14 protein-coding genes are annotated in these 19,211 nt (G+C 65.2%); 12 read left to right on the forward strand and 2 right to left on the reverse strand.

Features of this window, described 5'->3' with window-relative positions; translation table 11 throughout:
* Positions 1–113: 113 nt before the first annotated feature.
* The 5 genes from ACFVWL_RS07470 (at position 114) to ACFVWL_RS07490 (ending at position 10,698) form a co-directional block, all read left to right on the forward strand.
* Positions 114–6,968 carry a PA14 domain-containing protein gene (locus ACFVWL_RS07470; RefSeq protein WP_387180478.1) on the forward strand — a complete coding sequence of 2,285 codons (6,855 nt, stop codon included), beginning with the start codon at positions 114–116 and terminating at the stop codon, positions 6,966–6,968.
* A complete protein-coding gene (locus ACFVWL_RS07475) occupies positions 6,961–7,188 on the forward strand; it encodes a hypothetical protein (RefSeq protein ID WP_387180480.1) in 228 nt (75 codons plus the stop codon). Before ACFVWL_RS07470 ends, ACFVWL_RS07475 begins: the two co-directional genes overlap by 8 nt.
* Positions 7,189–8,028: 840 nt before the next feature.
* A complete protein-coding gene (locus ACFVWL_RS07480; RefSeq protein ID WP_387180483.1) occupies positions 8,029–9,240 on the forward strand; it encodes an RHS repeat-associated core domain-containing protein in 1,212 nt (403 codons plus the stop codon).
* A 266-nt stretch (positions 9,241–9,506) separates the two neighbouring features.
* Positions 9,507–10,232, forward strand: coding sequence for a hypothetical protein (locus tag ACFVWL_RS07485; protein WP_387180485.1), 726 nt, complete (start codon positions 9,507–9,509; stop codon positions 10,230–10,232).
* A 7-nt stretch (positions 10,233–10,239) separates the two neighbouring features.
* Positions 10,240–10,698, forward strand: coding sequence for a hypothetical protein (locus ACFVWL_RS07490; RefSeq protein ID WP_387180488.1), 459 nt, complete (start codon positions 10,240–10,242; stop codon positions 10,696–10,698).
* Between the two features lie 555 nt (positions 10,699–11,253).
* Here the strand turns inward: ACFVWL_RS07490 and ACFVWL_RS07495 are convergent.
* Positions 11,254–11,970 (reverse strand): DUF4328 domain-containing protein, encoded by a 717-nt coding sequence (locus ACFVWL_RS07495; protein ID WP_387180489.1) that lies wholly within the window; start codon positions 11,968–11,970, stop codon positions 11,254–11,256.
* A gap of 208 nt (positions 11,971–12,178) precedes the next feature.
* Here ACFVWL_RS07495 and ACFVWL_RS07500 point away from each other — a divergent pair, with 208 nt between their 5' ends.
* The 6 genes from ACFVWL_RS07500 (at position 12,179) to ACFVWL_RS07525 (ending at position 17,418) form a co-directional block, all read left to right on the forward strand.
* Positions 12,179–13,615: a dihydrolipoyl dehydrogenase family protein gene (locus ACFVWL_RS07500; protein WP_387180491.1), complete on the forward strand. Its 1,437-nt coding sequence runs from the start codon at positions 12,179–12,181 to the stop codon at positions 13,613–13,615.
* Between the two features lie 161 nt (positions 13,616–13,776).
* Positions 13,777–14,079 (forward strand): DUF427 domain-containing protein, encoded by a 303-nt coding sequence (locus ACFVWL_RS07505; protein ID WP_017830017.1) that lies wholly within the window; start codon positions 13,777–13,779, stop codon positions 14,077–14,079.
* 80 nt (positions 14,080–14,159) lie between these two features.
* Positions 14,160–15,032, forward strand: a complete 873-nt coding sequence (locus ACFVWL_RS07510; protein WP_387180494.1) for an ABC transporter ATP-binding protein — start codon at positions 14,160–14,162, stop codon at positions 15,030–15,032.
* Positions 15,029–15,715, forward strand: a complete 687-nt coding sequence (locus ACFVWL_RS07515; protein WP_387180497.1) for an ABC transporter permease — start codon at positions 15,029–15,031, stop codon at positions 15,713–15,715. The genes ACFVWL_RS07510 and ACFVWL_RS07515 overlap by 4 nt, the downstream gene beginning before the upstream one ends.
* Entirely contained in the window at positions 15,712–16,437 is a 726-nt protein-coding gene (locus ACFVWL_RS07520; RefSeq protein ID WP_387180499.1) for an ABC transporter permease, read from the forward strand. The genes ACFVWL_RS07515 and ACFVWL_RS07520 overlap by 4 nt, the downstream gene beginning before the upstream one ends.
* 66 nt (positions 16,438–16,503) lie before the next feature.
* Positions 16,504–17,418, forward strand: a complete 915-nt coding sequence (locus ACFVWL_RS07525) for an ABC transporter substrate-binding protein (RefSeq protein ID WP_387180501.1) — start codon at positions 16,504–16,506, stop codon at positions 17,416–17,418.
* Positions 17,419–17,481: 63 nt separating this feature from the next.
* Here the strand turns inward: ACFVWL_RS07525 and ACFVWL_RS07530 are convergent, their stop codons facing one another.
* The gene (locus ACFVWL_RS07530; protein ID WP_387180503.1) at positions 17,482–18,699 is read right to left on the reverse strand and encodes an AI-2E family transporter; all 1,218 of its coding nucleotides are present in this window, start codon (positions 18,697–18,699) and stop codon (positions 17,482–17,484) included.
* Positions 18,700–18,761: 62 nt separating this feature from the next.
* On the opposite strand from ACFVWL_RS07530, the gene ACFVWL_RS07535 reads away from it, so the two are divergent.
* Positions 18,762–19,061, forward strand: coding sequence for a chorismate mutase (locus tag ACFVWL_RS07535; protein ID WP_021200128.1), 300 nt, complete (start codon positions 18,762–18,764; stop codon positions 19,059–19,061).
* Positions 19,062–19,211 lie beyond the last annotated feature (150 nt).

The raw sequence follows: 19,211 nt of genomic DNA on the forward strand, positions 1-19,211 counted from the left end.
TCGCGAAGTTACATACTCGTGATGCAGGAGGACTCGCGCTGGATCCTCAGCATCCACTATGAGTTATCTGTGCGGCAATTCTTGGCCGCGACTCCGTGAAAGGAACCGCGGTCTTGCGCAGACTCCCCGCTGCAGGTCTTGCCTGCCTTCTCGTCGGCGTGCTGGCGATCATCACCCCCGAATCCGCAGCCGTCGGCGACGTTCTCGTCACGACCGCGAACGCCGTCAGCACTGCGCCGATGGAGGCTCGCGAGATCCCCGACAACGGGGAGCTGACGGCCGAGGATGTCGAGCGGCTCGGCGATGACTCGACGGCTCCGACGGAACCGAAGACCGAGATGCCGACGGGGGACTTCTCTGCTCTTCTGGAAGAGGACCGCACCGTTGCCCCGCCCGCACGCAACTTGAAGCTGCCGTTCGTCTCACCCCTGAGGCAGGCTTCGAGTGAGGAGCTCGCCGAACGCGTCGAAGGACTCCCGGTCGCGGAGCGCGATGAGTTCACGACGACATACAAGTCGGGGACCGGCTCGTTCATCAGCGAGCAGTCCGACGTGCCCGTGAACATGCTCGACGGTGAAGGCGAGTGGCAGGAGATCTCCACGGATCTCTCGGAGAAGCCCTCCGGATGGTCGGTCGACGAGCACCCGTTGTCGCCGTCGTTCGCGAAGAAGGCGGATGCCACGAAGAGTGTGTCGGTGACTTCGGGTGAGCACAACGTGGTGTTCGCGCTGGAAGGAGCGGGAGCTGTTCTCGGAAAGGCGCACTCCTCCGACGAGGCGGACAAGGGAGTGCAAGATGTTCTGCGATACGACGACGTCACGCCGGGGGTAGACCTCGAGTATGAGGTCGAGACGAACGGCGTGAAGGAAACGCTCATCTTCTCGAAGGCGCCCAAGTCGGCGACGTCGTGGAGCTGGAAGGTCGATGTCGGTGACCTCACCCCGTCGCTGAGTGCTGACGGCATGCTCGAGCTTCGTGACGCCGGCGGTGCAATCGCGATGCATGTGCCGACCCCGGTCGCCTGGGATTCCTCTGGCGTGGAGGGAGAGCGCTCCGACGTGCTGATGAATCCGACGGTGGACATCGAGCACCTCGGCGGCACCTCCTGGCGCTACACGCTGTCGGTCGACAAGGGCTGGCTGAAGGACCCGGAGCGTGTGTACCCCGTGTACCTCGACCCGACGATCAATGTCGGTCCGTGGTACGTCAAGTCCTTCAAGTCCGACGGGGCTTCATACCCGGGCCAGGCCCACATCGGCAACACCCGCCAGAACAATTCCAACGTGGTCTGGCGCGCCTTCACCTCCTATGAGATCTCGCCGACGGCATGGCATTTCATCGGCAGCACGCAGTTGGGTATCGGCTACGCGGGCGAGGGCACGGCCACGGTGCAGCCGGGCGGGGTCTGGTCGGCCACCGACCAGTGCTTCAACTGCATCAGCGAGCAGCTCGCACCGTATTCAGGGTTGGGGTCGGGAAGCCTGTGGGCTTCGAGCGAGGCCCTCAGCCGCAACACCGTGGAACATCTCAAACTCGGCTACCGGCAGCAGAGCCTCTTCGTCACCGGCAACGAGACCGCGGTGTACAGCCACAAGCGCATCAACACCTCGTTGTTCGTCGAGTACTGGTCGTATCCGAGCGTGTCGCAGGTGTCGCCGGCAAACGGCGTGGTCAGCCAGACTCTGACTCCTACTCTGTCATTGACGGGGGCGACGTACTCTCCCTACGCGCCGGGAACCGGATACTCGTTCGAGGTCTCGGCGAACGCCGACATGAGTTCTCCCGTGTGGACGTCGGGGTGGACATCGGCGCAGCAGGCGACCGTTCCCGAGGGCAAACTCCACGCGGGCGTCACGTACTACTGGCGCGGCAAGATCTACGACGGTCACAACGGTTGGGCGGGGCAGTCGACGGAGGTCGCGACGGGGGTGCGGACGCTGACTACCCAGGTGCCGCCGCCCACTCCACCCGAGGCGACGGCGACGCCGGGCAATGCCTCGGGTGCGCCGGAGACGATCGTGACGCTGACTCCCACCCTTCAGGTGGATTCCGTCGTCGACCCCGACAACGACCCGGCGGGTGCCGAGGTGAAGTACGAGTTCAAGATCGCCACCGGGTCGGATGCGAAGTCGGGTGCGGTGTTCACCTCGGGTCTCGTCTCCGCAGATGCGGACGGCAAGGTCCGCTGGAAGGTTCCGGAAGGGACGCTCCGCGACGGCAACATCTACTCGTGGATCGTGCAGCCCACTGACGGTGTCGCGAAGAACACGACCCCGGCGTGGGTGAAGCGGGTCAAGGTCGATATGCGTCTCGGGTCGTCGGGGCCCTCGCCATTCGACGCGACAGGTCCCGTCACGGTGAACCTGGCCAACGGCAACGCGAATCTGTCGTTCTCCTCGCCCTTGGTGAGCACGCTCGGCGGCCCCATGGGTATGTCCTTCAGCTACAACTCGCTCGCTGCCGGCGTCTCGAACCGCGGACTCGTGGGCTCATACTTCGATGCGCGCGACGGACTGGGGAACCCTCCCACGTCTGCGGCCGGCTATGGCAGCGCGGGCAAGACGCCGGTGATGGTGCGCACCGATTCCGCGGTGTCGTTCGACTGGGCGCTCGGCGCCCCCGGCCCGGCGCTGAAGGACGACTATTACCTGGCCACGTGGGCCGGCTTCATTCGGGTTCCCCATGCGTCATCGCAGTGGCGGTTCGGCGTGCGCAGCGATGACGGTATTCGCCTGTGGGTCGACAACAACCGCATCGTCGACCGCTGGGCCGGTGGCTCGGGCAGTGTGGAGTGGTCAGCGAATCAAAATGTGTCGGCAGCGGAGATCCCGTTGCTGCTGGAGTACTACGAAGCGGCGGGAGCCGCGAGCGTCGAACTCTGGGCAGACGACCTCGCTGACTCCGAGGGGCCCGTGATCGTCCCCGCCTCGTGGTTCACGACTCGGCGGACCACGATCGGCGAAGGGTGGAGCTCCTCCACCCCGATCGCGGGTGACGCGACCGCGTGGGCCAAAGCAGTGATCGAACCCCAGGCCGTCGTGCTCACCGACGTCACCGGTGGCGCCCACACCTATGCACGCACCTCGAGCGGTGGATACACGCCCCCGGCGGGTGAGTACGGCACGGTCTCGCTCGACAACCTCGGCCGCGTGGTGTTCACCGACGAGGGTGGCACCGTGTACCAGTTCGCCGCGAACGGAACCGTCGAGTCCGCGACGTCGGCGGCCGATGGGCAGAAGCCCGCGGCTCCGGTCTTGGTCTACAACAGCGACGGCACGGTGAAGGAGATCGTCGATCCTTTGTCGAAGGAGGGCTCGACCTCCCACCGCAAGCTCTCGTTCCTGTATCAGGATGCTGGGAAGACACTCTGCCCGACCCTGCCGCCGGGCAACTCGCCGGCGCCGGTGGGTGTGCTGTGCAAGATCGTCTATCCCGCGCTGTCGTCGTCGAACACTCCGGTCACGAACCTGTACTACTCCGGTGGTCAGCTGTCGATGATCGAAGACCCCGGCGCCGAACGGACGGTGTTCCAGTACGACGCGAACGGCACCCTGCAGTCGATCCAGGATTCGGCGGCGAGCGACTACCTGCTCGCGGCGACGACGGCGCCGGATGCGACGCAGCTGAGGACGCAGATCGCGTATGACGGTGGTCGCGTGAGTGCGGTCACCCTTCCGTCTGCGGACGACGGGGCGACTCCCCGGATGACGAAGAACTACGGCTACGACCTGCCCGCACGCACCAGCACGGTCGCGGTCGAGGGCCTGGCTGGGTCGACGAGCTCGGTCGCCTACGACGCGGCCTGGCGGCAGGTGTCGTCGACATCGCCGATGGGCGTCACGGCGACGCAGGAGTGGCACCCGAGCAAGGATCTGGTGCTCTCGGCGACGAGTTCGCTCGGCCAGAAGTCGACGACCATCTACGACCCCGCCACGGATCGGTCGACGGATTCGTACGGCCCGGCACCGGCAGCGTGCTTCCAACCCAATGGGCGCCCGGTGTCGAACCCGGCGGGCACGAGCGGATGCGGCATCCTTCCGGCGCACTCGGCGACGACCTATGACGGTGGTCTCCAGGGGTTGCAGGCCACGTACTACACCAACCCCAATCTGGCGGGGAAGCCGGCGCTGATCGCCCTGGGCATCGGCGGAACCGGTGGTGCCGTCGACCGCGACTGGAGCACAGGTTCGCCGGGCACCGGCATCGGCATCGACAATTGGTCGCTGCGCCTGAGCGGTCTGGTGACGTTTGCGGAGGCCGGACAGTACACGTTCGGCACGAACAGCGACGACGGCTCACGTGTCTGGGTCGGTGACGTTCTGGTTTCCGACAAGTGGGAAGGCGGCCCGGGAGAACGTTTCGGAGCGCCGATCACGGTCGCAGCCGGCGAATCTCGGCGCATCCGCGTCGAGTATCGGGACGACACCTGGTCGGCGAGCCTACAGCTCAAGTGGAAGACCCCGTCTTCCCCGGCCGCCGGCGTGATCATTCCCGGCACCGCGTTGCGTCCCGACTACGGTCTGGTGACGCGCACGACGGCGGATGATTCGACGACCGCTCCTGGGGCGGTCGCCCCGTCGACGACGACGGCGATGACCTATCAGCATCCGTGGCTCGGCCAGGCGACGGCCGGAACCGTCGACCCCGATGGCCTTGCGCTGACGACCTCGACGACGTTCGAGCAGCCCGGCGCGGCAGGGTGGTTGCGGCGTCTGACGCGCACACTTCCGGCCGGTGGTGTGGCCGGTGCTCCGGCGACGGCGAAGACCACGAGCACGTACTACGGCGACCTCGAGAACGCGCCGGCGGTGTGTGGCATCCCCTCGGGGACGAAGCAGTACGGCATGGCGAAGTCGACCACGGGGCCGACTCCGGCTTCGGGCGGGGCCATCACGACCCAGTACGCGTATGACGCGTGGGGCCGTGCTGTGGCGACGAAGTCGACAGGAGACACGGACTGGTCGTGCACGGGATACGACGCCCGCGGCAAGACCGTCTCGTCGAAGATCGTCGGCCAGTCGGGGGTCGCGACGATCTCCAGCTCGACGACCGAGACGACGCGGGTCACGGGTGGCGGGTACACGTCCGTCACGGGCGGTGTGATGGTCGCGGGATCGCCGAACGACTCGACGATCACGACGGTCAGTGACCTGCTTGGTCGCACCGTGAGCTACACGGATGTGTGGGGCACGGTGACCACGCCCACGTACGATCCGGCTTCGGGTCGGGTGACGCAGATCTCGACGACTCCGGCCGGTGGTGCGGCGTCGGTGACGGCGTACACGTATGACGCGGACGGCAAGGTGAAGACGGTCACGGTCGATGGGCAGCAGCTCGCATCGGTGTCGTATGACGCGTTGCAGCGGTTGAAGCAGATCACGTATCCGGACGGTTCTGCGCTGAACAGTGTGGGCCGGGACGCGGCGGAGCGGGTGATCGGCCAGGAATGGCTGGTCGGCGGTCAGGTCGTGTCGGATGCTGTGGTGCGTTCGCAGTCGGGTCGTGTGGTGAAGCAGCAGTCGTCGATGGGTTCGACGTCGTATTCGTCGACGTACGGGTATGACACGGCTGGTCGGTTGGTCTCGGCGGTGATTCCGGGGCATGAGTTGTCCTACGAGTTCGGGTCGTCGGGTGGTTGTGGTCCGAATGCGGCGGCGGGGATGTCGGGGAACCGGACGGGTGTGACGGATGTGTGGACGGCTCCGGGGCAGGTTCCGGTGACGACGTCGACGTCGTATTGCTATGACTGGGCGGACAGGTTGTTGTCGTCGTCGGTGACGGGGGCGATTCCGGGTGCGACGTCGGTGGCGGATGGGCTGGCGGCGTCGGAGATCGTGTATGACGTGCGGGGGAACACGGTTCGTCTGGGCGATATGCAGTTCGCGTATGACGCGGCGAACCGGCATGTGGGGACGACGTATGACGATGGCACGGTGGTGCGGATTGTGCGGGATGCGTCGGGGCGGATCGTGTCGCGGTCGATGGATCCTGCGGGTGCTGGGCTGGCGGTGACGACGAGCTATCTGTATGCGGCGGGTGGTGATGCGGCGTGGGGTCAGAAGTCGGGGGCGGACCTGACCCGGAGTGTCGGGTTGCCGGGTGGGGTGTCGTGGACGAATCAGGCCGGGGTGGTGACGTGGTCGTTCCCCGGGTTGGGTGGTCACGGCCTGGTGACCCGCACCGGCACCACGACCAGCGCGCTGATGTTGTGGGACCCGTTTGGCCAGCCGGTGGACCCGGTCACGTTCGCGATCGGAACTGCTGCGTCGGATGACACCGGGCAGGTGGCGGGGAATACGCTGTGGCATCAGGGGGCGTTGAAGCCCGCGGAGTCGGCGGGGTCGGCGCTGGTGGTGGAGATGGGGGTGCGGTTGTATGTCCCCGCCCTCGGGAGGTTCCTACAGGTCGACCCCATCGAGGGCGGTGGAGCGAACGACTACTCGTGGCCCACCGACCCGATCAACGGACATGACCTGAGTGGGAAGAAGTGGTGGAATCCTTGGGCTGGCGGTTCACAGGGTGGCAACTATGTGACTTCGCGAGGGATGCCGTCGAACATGCGCGGGTACACCACTCCGATGGGAATCTACTCATGGCGGCGGATGACACCAGTTGTCGCCCCGCGGGCAAATGTTCAATCGCAGAATCCGATGACCGCGCACCGCGCGGTTACCGTTCGGACCTCTCAGGCCCAGAAAAAGTTCAAGCATGCGGGTGATCTTGGTGTAACGGGGAACATGAATTCAGTCTCTGTGAAGGAATTCGAGGCGGCCATCATCAACCACGTCAGAAATCCGAACACGATCCGTATTGACGGGGACTTGCGTCGCGTTGCGGTGACGCATTACTTTAATCCGCAGACCGGTGTGAACGTGATGCTTCAGGGGGACGACTTCTTGTCGCTCTGGAAGCTGAGTCCGATTCAGGTGGATAAGTTGTTGACAACAGGGAGCCTCGGCGGTGGATGACGACGTCACGATACGTTTGAGTATGAATGAAGCGCTCGTCTTCTTCGACTGGTTGGCGAGCGCGAACGAGCGTGACGCGTTGGACGCTCTTCCTGCCGAACACCGGGTTCTCTGGGATCTGGAGTCTCAGCTTGAGCCGAAGTTGCCGATGGTTTTTGACGCGGACTACTCGGAACAGGTTGACAAGGCTCGATATGAGATCGAACACCCATCGGACTGATAGGGCAATGTGGATTGGGGCACAGTTGCGGATGATGCCGCGCTCGTGCTGGGAATTGCTGGGATGTTTGGTTGCGGCGTGTGCCTTGGTGCTTCACTAGTCATCACCGGCGTGCGAACTGTTCAGAAGGCTGCGGCGGGCGATGGGGCGGGAGCGCTCATGGGAGTCATCGATATAGCATCCGCGGGGGCTGCGCGACTTGTTACTCGTACAGTCGCAGCAGCAGGAACGGCATTCAATAAGGGAATAAAGTTCCGCAATCTGCCCGGGGCTACCAAGGCAGATAAAGTAACAGCGCGAAGTGACTTTCGCAGCCAGCATGCGTCTACGGGGGGTTGCGAATTGGTGCCGCTCGACACGTTGCTATAACATCTACGGTCTACAGTATGGTATCCGCGATAAACTATGGAGTCTCGAGATTCAAGCAGATCACGAAAAGGGGGCGATATTGAAGATCAAGATCTGCAGGTTCTTCTCGTCTACGCTGGGGCTCAATTTTGTCCTCGGGCTCACTTTGTGTGCATTCGCTCCGATTGAATGGTGGCAACGCCTGATTCTCGCCGTGACGTTAGTTCCACTAGTGGCCTTTGGTGCTAACCGCTTCTACGGGAACTACCAGCTCTGGGACTGGGGCTGCGGGCCTTCTGAAAAGGAGCATAAATAGCGGCATTATCTCGGGCGCGGTTGGAGTGCGGTCGTTTGGTGTCGGCGGTGATTCCGGGGCATGAGTTCACGTATGGGTTCGGTTCGTCGGGTGGGTGTGGTCCGAATGCGGCGGCGGGGATGTCGGGGAACCGGACGGGTCTGACGGATGTGTGGACGGCTCCGGGGCAGGCTTCGGTGTCGACGTCGACGTCGTATTGCTATGACTGGGCGGATCGGTTGTTGTCGTCGTCGGTGACGGGAGCGATCCCGGGTGCGACGACAGTCGCCGATGGCCTGGCGGCGTCGGAGATCGTGTATGACGTGCGGGGGAACACGGTTCGTCTGGGCGACATGCAGTTCTCGTATGACGCGGCGAACCGGCATGTCGGGACGACGTCTGACGATGGCACGGCGGTGCGGATCGTGCGCGATGCGTCGGGGCGGATCGTGTCGCGGTCGATGGATCCTGCGGGTGCTGGGCTGGCGGTGACGACGAGCTATCTGTATGCGGCGGGTGGTGATGCGGCGTGGGGTCAGAAGTCGGGGGCGGACCTGACCCGGAGTGTCGGGTTGCCGGGTGGGGTGTCGTGGACGAATCAGGCCGGGGTGGTGACGTGGTCGTTCCCCGGTTTGGGTGGACACGGTCTCGTGACCCGCACCGGGACCACGACCAGCGCGCTGATGTTGTGGGATCCGTTCGGTCAGCCGGTGGACCCTGTGACGTTCGCGATCGGCACCACTGCGTCGGATGACACCGGGCAGGTGGCGGGGAACACGCTGTGGCATCAGGGGGCGTTGAAGCCGGCGGAGTCGGCCGGGTCGGCGTTGGTGGTGGAGATGGGGGTGCGGTTGTATGTCCCCGCCCTCGGGAGGTTCCTGCAGGTCGACCCGATCGAGGGCGGTGGAACAAACGACTATGTTTGGCCTCTCGATCCGGTCGGTTCGCACGATCTCAGCGGCAAGTGCTTTCTGCTCTGGTGCAATGTTTCAGAGTTCGCGGACGATGCCGCGGGAGTTCTGGGTGTTGCCGCAATGTTTGGCTGCGCGGTCTGCGGGATCGTGTCTGCGGGAATCTCGTTGGCAAACGGAATCTACAAAGTCAGTCAGGGAGATAGCAGCGGTTGGCTGGATATTGGTAGCGCAGCTACTCTCGGAATCGGAAAGGCGCTGACTACTGTTGTGAAATCCGTTCGGCGCACTGCGGCAGGCATCCACTCGATGCCTGCGACTACGTTGAAACGGTATGCACAGAGCAACAAGGTCCCGAGCGCTCGAGGGTGGTCGAGGTTGGACCGTAGGATCAAGGTAGCGTGGGGAGTCCCGGCGGCCGGGTATGGAGTTCTCAACACCGCACTATGGGGCAGAGATGTCATTAAGCGGGGCAGAAGAATGGTGTCGAATTGGTAGGTAGGTCCTCTTGTTCGTCGTGGCTGATTGCTTTCATGAGGGAAGGCTTTCAGACTGGACTTTTCGTCTGGTACCTCATTGCATCAGTGTTGCTGCTTGTGTTGCTTCCTGGGGATCTAGCGTCTGACCTGATCGTGGTCGCAGCGACGGGGGTTCTCATGATCGCCGCCATCATCTTCAGGATTCGCCGCCGGCGGAGAAGCGAGCAAAAGGGAGAAAATAGTCGGACGCCTCCAACTGCTAGTTGAACCAGAAGGCCCTTACTGTTGCTGGCTGCGCTATCGCTGGGCGGGGTAGCGGTCGCAGGGTCGTCGAACGGCTCGACCATCACGACGGTCTCCGACCTGCTTGGTCGGGTCGTGAACTATACGGATGTGTGGGGCACGGTGACCACGCCAGCATCGTTGCTCGAGGGTGCTTTCGATATGGCGGCAGAACAGCGCGAGGTTACGAAGATAACAATGTATTCAAGCTGCGTCCCTTCGGGGTTGTCCTATCTCTTTGCTCTTGGGGCCGGGGTTGGGCTAATAGTGCTTAGCTCCTGGGTGATGTTGCTGATGCGGGCTGTCTACCGTGATGATGGTGGCTTCCGACGCGGCCTCGCGAACGCAGCCCCCCTGTGGCTCCCGGCGCTCACGGGTATCGTGACGCTGTTCAACTTCAAGAATTCGGTGATTGGTTGGGCGCAGACCTGTCTTCCCGCCGATGGTTGGAGCGCGCCGGGCTCGGTGTTCATCGGGCTTGGTCTCGCTGTGGCTCTGACAGCGGTTGGCCGGCTGATCTACAATCGGGTCCGCGTGGGAACGACCGGCGAACCGGTCGACAACGGCGACGAGAACAGCCCTCTGCCTGCGTCATCAGGTGAGGCGCCCGTCGCAAAACGTCCGCGAAACTTGCCCGTGGAGCGTCGGCGAGTGATCGTCGAGTACGCCACGACTTACGGAGCCGCGGTCCTTGTCATTGTCATAGGCGCCGGGCTCGCATGGAACTGAGTCGGCCGTGATTGTTCTTGACTTCCAGATTCTTCGCGAGAGTGTTCTTGACGATGTCGTGTGGCATGAAATCGGTGCAGCGCCCTTTTACTACTCATGCTTCCTGGGCGACATAGTATTCGAAGTCGACGATGTCGATCTCAGTGTCCGATGGGGATGGGTGCCCGTGTTCGACTTTGCGTTTCAGATGCGTCGAATCGCCGACGCGCTCTCCGAGGGCGAAGACCAGGTATACAGCTTCACAGAATCGGACTACACCATCGAGTTCATGCTGCAGGGGGAACGCATCGAGATCCGAGCTGAGTATGCGAAGACCGTAGCGACGGTATCTGTCAGCGAGTTCTCGCGCGCGGCGGAGGGGATGTTCACGAGGGCACGCCAGCGAATCGAGAGCGTCCACCCCGAACTACTCAGGAACCCCCACTATCGGGAACTGCTCGGTTCGTACTGGCGACCGTTGCCGTGAACGTAGCTCGGCGCAGATCCCGGGGTGGTTCCCCAGCAGATCCGTCGACGTCATCTCAGCGAAGCGAGTGGGCGAAGTTGGAGAAGGTAGCGGGCTCGGCGACGGGCGCTCAAGTGGGCGGCCTCCTCTGGGGCGCCGCCGCGAGCGCGTTGACGGTAGCGGTGAGTTGGGGCACGTCCTGGTGGTGGATTGCCGCATGCGTGTGTTTCTTGGCGGTTGCCGCGTTCGTACGTTCGCTCTTTCTCGGAGTGTGGGTGGAGCGGGGCGCAGTCGTAGTCTCCTCATGGTTTCGCAGCCGTCGCTTCACATCCGGAGAGGTCGCAGCTGTCGACAAACAGCTCTACTACGGTGCGGGAGGAGCGGGTGTGGGCTGGCTCCCGTTCGTGGGGTCGGTGCGGATGATCGAGATTGAGTGCGTCGATGGAAAGCGAATTCCGTTGCCATCGACGATCGGTCGCCGAAACCGTGTGCTGCACCTCGCGAGGCGGATACGTGAGGCTCTTGGTCTTCCTTCGCGCTGAGGGGGTTGATCCCCGGCGCGACCACGGTTTCGGGTTACCGCTGCTGTGAACGGTGGATCACGCCCTGCGTGATTCCACGGATGATGATGAAGGCCATCAAGGCGGCGGCGACGAGGAAGGCTTCGCCCAGAATGCTGGACCACATCGTGGCGCGGATCTGCTCTAGTGCTTCGGCGCGTGAGTCGATCTGGTTCGACCATTTGAACGAGATGAAGCTGGCGATCCAGAGAAGCCACCACACGATCAGCCAGCGCGGGGGAGTGCGGCCGATCGCCCGCCAGAGGTCAGAGATGTCTTGGAAGGGGCGCCAGAGGGCGAGGATGGGGAGAAACCAGTCCCCGGCGTGCCAGCCGGCAGCGCGACGGGTGAGCCCGGGGACCTGAAGGGCGACACGGTACTGCCAGGTGGCCCACAGCGTCGCGGCGGCGATCATCGAAAGCGTCGCCAGTGCGTTACCGACGAACCAGGTCCAGTCGTACAGGTGGAGAGTCTGGACGGCCGAGGTATTCCCATCGAGATAGCTGGTGATCGCCATGATGCCCATGGCCTCGACGCCAACGAGCGCGAGCGCCAGAACGCCGCAGACGATGACCATGACCTGGGTCGCGGTGGCGAGCTTGGTGATTGTCCGCAACGTGGCCTGTTCGTTCCGTGGTCGTAGCCAGCTGGTACCGTTCCACCACCACCTGGCTTGGGTGTCATCAGGTGCCGGGTACCAACCAGGCGGCGGGGGAGTGATGGCGCTGCTCATCGTTGGGCGTCCTCGGAGATCGTGCGGCCAATAGCGCGCGGAGCGGATCTGCGTGCGGGCCTCCGCCGCCGATCGAAACAACGAACCACACTCTATGACCCGCCACAGGCGTCCCCGCGCCACGCCGGAGGGAACAACTCACCCGTGACTCGGCGTTGCTCATGAGCGAGACTGGGCCACGTAATCGGCTCACGGAGAGGTGCGACGCATGAATGCTGCGGAGAAGACCGACGAGTACGACCTGATCGTCTTGGGTGGAGGGCCGGTGGGCGAGAACGTCGCCGATCGAGCCGTGCAGGGCGGACTCACCGCGATCATCGTGGAGAGCGAGCTCGTCGGAGGTGAGTGCTCGTACTGGGCGTGCATGCCGTCGAAGGCACTGCTGCGTTCGGCGCAGGCGCTCCGTGCTGCACAGCGTGTGGGCGGTTCCTCCCAGGCGGTGACCGGAAAGCTCGACGTGCGCGCCGTGTTCGACCGTCGAGACTCGTTCACCAGCAACTGGTCCGACGACGGTCAGGTGAAGTGGCTCGACTCGGCCGGCATCGACCTGGCCCGCGGCCACGGCCGCATCACGGGCGAGCGCGAGGTGACGGTGACGGATGCCGACGGCGCGGAGCGCGTGCTCAAAGCCCGGCATGCCGTCGCTATCAGCACCGGATCGGATGCCGTCATCCCACCCATCGAAGGCCTGCGCGAGGCCACCCCGTGGACGAGCCGCGAGGCGACCAGCGCCGAGGAGCTTCCCGAGAGCCTGGCCGTGATCGGCGGAGGCGTCGTGGCCGTCGAGATGGCGACCGCCTACGCCGCGCTCGGCTCGAAGGTCACCGTGATCGCCCGCAGCGGTCTGCTCGGCGGGATGGAGCGCTTCGCGGGCGAGCGCGTCGCCGCAGGCCTCAAGGAGCTCGGCGTCGACGTGCGCACCGGCACGGGAACGACATCCGTGCACCGCGGCGCGAACGGCGTGACCATCACCCTCGACGGTGGCGAGGAGATCACCGCGACCGAGGTGCTCGCCGCGACCGGTCGCTCGCCGCGCAGCGGTGACATCGGCCTCGACGTGGTCGGGCTGGAACCCGGCCGCTGGATCGAGACGGATGACACGCTCCGTGTCCCCGGATCGGACTGGCTGTACGCGGTCGGCGACGTCAACGGGCGCGTGCTCCTCACCCATCAGGGCAAGTACCAGGCGCGCGCCGCGGGGGACGTGATCGTGGCCCGCGCCCAGGGTGAAGACGTGGACGACGCCCCGTGGGGCCGTCACGTCGCCACAGCCGACCAGGCCGCCGTGCCGCAGGTCACGTTCTCGATTCCCGAGGTCGGCTCCGTCGGTCTCACCGAGGCCCAGGCGGTCAAGGCCGGCATCGCGGTGAAGGCCGTCGACTACGACCTGGGCTGGGTCGCCGGCGCGAGCCTCTACGAAGACGGCTTCGAGGGCCAGGCGCGGCTCGTGGTCGACACCGACCGCGACGTCGTGGTCGGTGCGACGTTCGTCGGTCCCGAGGTGGCCGAACTCGTGCACGCGGCCACCGTAGCCATCGTCGGAGAAGTCCCGATCGCCCGCCTCTGGCACGCGGTGCCGTCGTACCCCACGATCAGCGAGATCTGGCTGCGACTGCTCGAGGGCTACGGTCGCGACTCCGCGTGACCCGCATCGAGGTCTGATCCCGCCATCCGGAGCAATCCGTTCTCCCGATCGCGCCGAACAGGATCCGGATTGTTTCTCATATTGACGGCGGTGGCGCAACCCTCACCCCCGATGTCGCAGCCGTCTTATACGCTCGAACTCACATCCGAGGAGGCAGGACCATGAAGGCTGTACTCGCAGGAACCGTCATCGCCGAGGCCGACGAGAGCGATCTCGCCCGCATCGAAGGGAACTGGTACTTCCCACCCGCATCCATCACACCCGGGGCACTCGTCGAGAGTCCCACGCCCTACACCTGTCCGTGGAAGGGCGCGGCGCAGTACTTCTCGGTGCAGACCGACGGAGAGCTCTACACCGACTACGCCTGGTCGTACCCGAACCCCTACCCCTCCGCGTTCGATCGCGTGGGCAAGGACTTCTCCGGGTACGTCGCGTTCGATCCCCGCGTCGAGGTCGGCCCGTAGCCATCTGAAGAGCCACGTAAGCATCAGAAGAGCAAAGACTCGTCCGCTCGCACATCGATCGACCGACTGGAGACCAGCCCATGATCGAGTTCCGCAACGTCACCAAACGGTTCCCCGGCGGCGCCCTCGCCGTCAACGACTTCAGCCTCGTGCTGCCCTCGCGCAAGACCACCGTGTTCGTCGGCTCGTCCGGCTGCGGCAAGACCACCCTGCTCCGCATGATCAACCGCATGGTCGAGCCCACCTCGGGTGAGGTCGAGATCGATGGCGAGAGCGTGCTCCAGGGCGACCCGGTGGCTCTGCGCCGACGCATCGGCTACGTCATGCAGAACTCCGGGCTCATGCCGCACTTCACTGTCATCGACAACGTCGCCACGGTGCTGCGGCTCACCGGCGTGAAGAAGGGCCCGGCGCACCAGCGGGCACGAGAGCTGCTCGACACGGTCGGCCTCGACCAGGCGCTCGCCGACCGCTACCCGAGTCAGCTCTCAGGCGGCCAGCAGCAGCGCGTGGGCGTGGCCCGCGGACTCGCCGCCGACCCGAACATCCTGCTCATGGACGAGCCCTTCGGTGCGGTCGACCCCATCGTGCGGGCCGACCTGCAGCAAGAGACCCTGCGACTGCAGCGCGAGCTCGACAAGACGGTCGTGTTCGTCACGCACGACATCGACGAGGCGTTCCTGCTCGGCGACCAGGTCGTCATCCTCGACAAGGGCGCCCGCATCGTGCAGGTGGGCAGCCCGAGCGAGATCATCGAGAACCCGGCAGACGACTTCGTCGCAGCCTTCATCGGCGCCGAACGCGGACGCCGTGCTCTGCACCTCAAGCAGACGCCGCACGGCACCGTGGTGGTCGATGGCGAGGGCCGCACCCAGGGGTCGATCATCGATGTGCCGGATGCCGTGACCGACGCGCTCCTGAGCGAGGAGAGCGCGACGAAGGGCGCTCCGTGAACTGGATCGTCGACAATCTCGGCCTCATCCTCGAGCTGACCGCGATCCACCTGCAGCAGAGTGCGATCGCGATCGTGCTCGGCTTCGTGCTGTCTCTGCCGCTCGGATGGCTCGCCTGGCGCTACCAACTGGTGAAGGGGCCGGTCATCGTCCTCACCGGCCTGCTCTACACGATCCCGTCGCTCGCGCTGCTGATCCTCCTCCCATCCGTCGCCGGGTATCCCGCTCGCAGCCCGATCAACCTCATCATCGGCCTCACCATCTACGCAGTCGCGATCCTCGTGCGTGCGGTGTCCGACGGCCTCGACTCGGTCGACCCTGCCATCCGGCAGTCGGCCACGGCGATGGGCTACGGCGGTTTCCGCCGGTTCTGGACCGTCGACTTCCCGCTGGCCGGTCCCGTCGTGCTCGCGGGGCTCCGCGTGGCGGCCGTCAGCACGATCTCCCTCGCCACCGTCGGCATCCTGGTCGGCGTGAACAACCTCGGCTACCTCTTCACCAACGGCCTGCAGCGCCGCATCCTCGCCGAGGTGTTCGCCGGCGTGATCGCGGTCGTCGTGATCGCCCTCGTGATCGACCTGCTGCTCCTGCTCCTCGGCCGCGCTCTGATGCCGTGGACGCGCGCCACGAAGACCCCGTCGACCGCCGCGCGCCAGACCGCAGCCCTGAGGACCGCCGCATGAACGTGTTCACCGAGGCCCTCGCCTGGCTCTTCTCCCCCGACCGGTGGGAGGGGCCGTACTCGCTGCCCATCCTGTTCGGCCAGCACATGTACTACACGCTGATCTCGGTGCTGATCGCGGGCATCATCGCGATACCGCTCGGGTGGCTCATCGGCCACACCGGCAAGGGTCGCGAGATCGCGGTCGCGGTCTCCGGCGCGGCACGTGCCATCCCGTCGTTCGGCCTCATGGTGCTGCTCGTGCTGATCCTGGGCGTGCTCCGGGTTCCCGAAGCCGCGATCATCACCTTCGTGCTCCTGGCCATCCCCTCGCTCCTCGCGGGCGCCTACACCGGGCTGGAAGCCATCGACCGTCGGGTGCTCGACTCCGCGCGCTCGATGGGCATGACCGAGTGGCAGGTGTTCTGGAAGGTCGAGGTACCCCTCGGGCTGCCTCTCCTCGTCGGCGGCATCCGCGCGGCACTCCTGCAGGTGATCGCCACGGTCACCATCGCCGCCTACGTGAACCTCGGCGGACTCGGCTGGCCGATCATCCAGGGCATTCCGCTCCGCAAGTTCGACCAGGTGCTCGGCGGTGCGATCCTCGTCGCCGTCCTCGCCCTGATCGTCGACCTGATCTTCGCCCTCCTCCAGCACGCCGCCGTCCCCGCCGGGGTCCGCGCGCCCACCACGACACGGCGGTCGCGTGCCGCCGCCGCCTCGCCGGCGCCGGCCACCGCCTGACTCGTCCCACAGCCTGACACCGTCCCACAGCTCCATCCCTGTTGTCCCAGAGAAGAGGAAGTCCTCATGTTCACAGCACGTAAGTCACGACTCGCCCTTGCCGGTGGTGCCGCGCTCGCCGCGGTGCTCGTCCTCGGCGGCTGCGCGAACAGCAACCCGCTCGACGCCCCGAGCGAAGGCTCGAGCTCCGGCGACGACACGATCGTCATCGGCTCGCAGGCCTACTACTCGAACGAGATCATCGCCGAGATCTACGCCCAGGCCCTCGAGGGTGCCGACATCAAGGTCGACCGTCAGTTCAACATCGGACAGCGCGACGCCTACATGCCCGACGTCGAGTCCGGCGCGATCGACCTGTTCCCGGAGTACACGGGGAACCTGCTCGAGTACCTCGACAAAGACGCCACGGCTACCAGCCCGGAGGATGTCTACGCGGCTCTGAAGGAAGCGCTGCCCGACGGCCTGACCGCTCTCGACTACGCCGAGGCCTCTGATCAGGACACCTACACGGTACTGAAGAGCTTCGCTGAGGAGAACGGCCTCACCACGATCGGCGACCTCTCGAAGGTCACGACCCCGGTCACGATCGGTGCCGCGCCGGAGTTCGAGCAGCGCCCGTACGGCCCGGCAGCGGCCAAGGAGGTCTACGGCGTCGACCTCGGCTTCTCGGCCACCGGCCCGACCACGCTCGAGTCACTGCTCGCCGGTGAGATCCAGGTCGCCGACATCTACTCGGCCGACCCGGCGTTCCAGACCGAAGACATCGTCGCGCTCGAAGACCCGGAGAACATCATCCTGGCCTCGAACGTCGTGCCGATCGTCTCGAGCGACGTCGCCGACGAGATCTCCGACGTCATCAACGCGGTCAGCAAGAAGCTCACCGCCGAAGAGCTCGTCGGTCTGAACGTGCAGAGCACGGTCGACCAGAAGTCGGCGGAGGACATCGCCAAGAAGTGGCTGGCTGACAACGACCTCAGCTGAGTCGTCGCCACGACGAAGCGCCCGGGCCCCTGAGGGTCCGGGCGCTTCGTCGTGGCGGGTGGGTCAGATCCGGGCGTCCTGCTTCGGGACGAGGACCTGCTTGATGATGATGAGGATCGACGCGGTGACCGGCACGGCGACCAGAGCCCCGAGGAGGCCGAGCAGCGTGCCGCCGGCGAGGGCGCCGATCACGACGAGCGAACCCGGCACCGAGACCGCCTTGTTCATCACGCGCGGCGTGATCACGTAGGCCTCGATCTGCATGTAGACGAGGTAGATGGCCGCGAAGATCAAGGCGGCGATCGGGTTGGTGAACAGCGCCAGGCAGGTGCCGAGGATCCAGAACAGCACCGATCCGACCAGCGGGATCAGCGTGATGCAGAAGGCGATGGCCGCCATCAGCGGGGGGAACGGCAACCCGAGGAAGAGGTAGAGCAGGAACGCGAGCGTCGCGTTGCAGAACGCGAGAATCACCATCCCCATCACGTAGCCGCCCACGGAGTCGGTGATCTGATCGGCGATGTCGCCGGCGCGGGCACGGTCGCGGGCTGGGGCGAGACGCAGCATCCCCTGCTTCATCGACGGGAGCGACGCGAGGAAGTACAGCGTCAGCACGAGCACGACGATGGCACCCGAGATGCTGGTGGCGATCGAGGCTCCGACGGCCAGGGCGCCGCCGCCGATCGTCGCGAGGTTGCCGAAGTCGGTCAGGAAGGACTGCACCTGGGCGACGAGGTCTTGGAACTGATCGCCGAACTGGGCCTCGAGGGTCGCGTAGATGTCGCTGTGCGTGAAGTCCTTGATCATGCCGGGCACCGACTGCACGAAGCTCACGATCTGGTCGATCACGACGGGGACGATCATCCACAGCACGAGGGCGAACACCACGATGAGCGCGAGGATCGTGATGACCACCGAGATGACGCGCGAGAGGCCGCGGCGTTCCAGGAACCGCACGGCGGGATCGAGCCCGAGCGCCCCGAACAGGGCGAGGGCGATGTAGATGAGCACGGTCGACAGGTTCGACAGCGCGAGGCCGATCACGATCGCCCCGAGCCCGCCCAGCGTCACCAGGAAGCCGAACACGAACGGGCGGTCGATCCGCGTCCAGAACGAGCGGCTCGGCGTCATCGGCTCGATCACGACCGGGAGCGGAGCGTCTGCCGCAGCGGCCACGGGTGCCGGGGCGTGCGTGCGACGGGTGGTCGCGGGTGCGGCGGGAGCTGCGGCGGATGCGGCGTCGTCGTGGGGCGCGGATTCCGGCGACTCTTCGTTGCTCATGTGCTCACGATAGCGGTGCCACGGAACGAAACCAGGATGTCACGCGGCTCTAGAGTAGGGGCATGACCGCCGCCGAGGACCCGAAGGCCGAACTGCTCCGGCTTCGCGCCACCATCGACAACATCGACGCCGCACTGATCTTCATGCTGGCCGAGCGCTTCCGCGCCACCCAGCAGGTCGGGCATCTGAAAGCGGAGCACGAGATGCCGGCGTCCGACCCGAATCGGGAGGAGCAGCAGGTCGCACGGCTGCGTGCTCTCGCCGAAGAGGCGCATCTCGACCCGGAGTTCGCGGAGAAGTGGTTCAACTTCGTGGTGGCGGAGGTCATCCGGCACCACACCGAAGCGGCCGAGAGTCGCTGAGGAAGAGGTGCCGGACGGGCGACGGTGTGTGCAGCACTCGCCCGTCCGGAGCTGTATGAGGTCGATTGACCAACTAAGTTCAATGAATAAACTTAGGGAGAGACTACGGATCGCGCCACGATCTGTCAACAGCTCGCGACGGGCGAGCGC

The organism is Microbacterium sp. NPDC058269 (genome assembly GCF_042881445.1).
In the GTDB taxonomy this organism is placed as follows: Bacteria; Actinomycetota; Actinomycetes; order Actinomycetales; family Microbacteriaceae; genus Microbacterium.

Excerpts from the sequence above, each read along its gene's own strand:
- ACFVWL_RS07530 (WP_387180503.1), bottom strand. The coding sequence starts at position 18,699 with ATGAGCAACGAAGAGTCGCCGGAATCCGCGCCCCACGACGACGCCGCA.
- ACFVWL_RS07535 (WP_021200128.1), top strand. The coding sequence starts at position 18,762 with ATGACCGCCGCCGAGGACCCGAAGGCCGAACTGCTCCGGCTTCGCGCC.
- ACFVWL_RS07500 (WP_387180491.1), top strand. The coding sequence starts at position 12,179 with ATGAATGCTGCGGAGAAGACCGACGAGTACGACCTGATCGTCTTGGGT.
- ACFVWL_RS07510 (WP_387180494.1), top strand. The coding sequence starts at position 14,160 with ATGATCGAGTTCCGCAACGTCACCAAACGGTTCCCCGGCGGCGCCCTC.
- ACFVWL_RS07520 (WP_387180499.1), top strand. The coding sequence starts at position 15,712 with ATGAACGTGTTCACCGAGGCCCTCGCCTGGCTCTTCTCCCCCGACCGG.
- ACFVWL_RS07525 (WP_387180501.1), top strand. The coding sequence starts at position 16,504 with ATGTTCACAGCACGTAAGTCACGACTCGCCCTTGCCGGTGGTGCCGCG.
- ACFVWL_RS07505 (WP_017830017.1), top strand. The coding sequence starts at position 13,777 with ATGAAGGCTGTACTCGCAGGAACCGTCATCGCCGAGGCCGACGAGAGC.
- ACFVWL_RS07495 (WP_387180489.1), bottom strand. The coding sequence starts at position 11,970 with ATGAGCAGCGCCATCACTCCCCCGCCGCCTGGTTGGTACCCGGCACCT.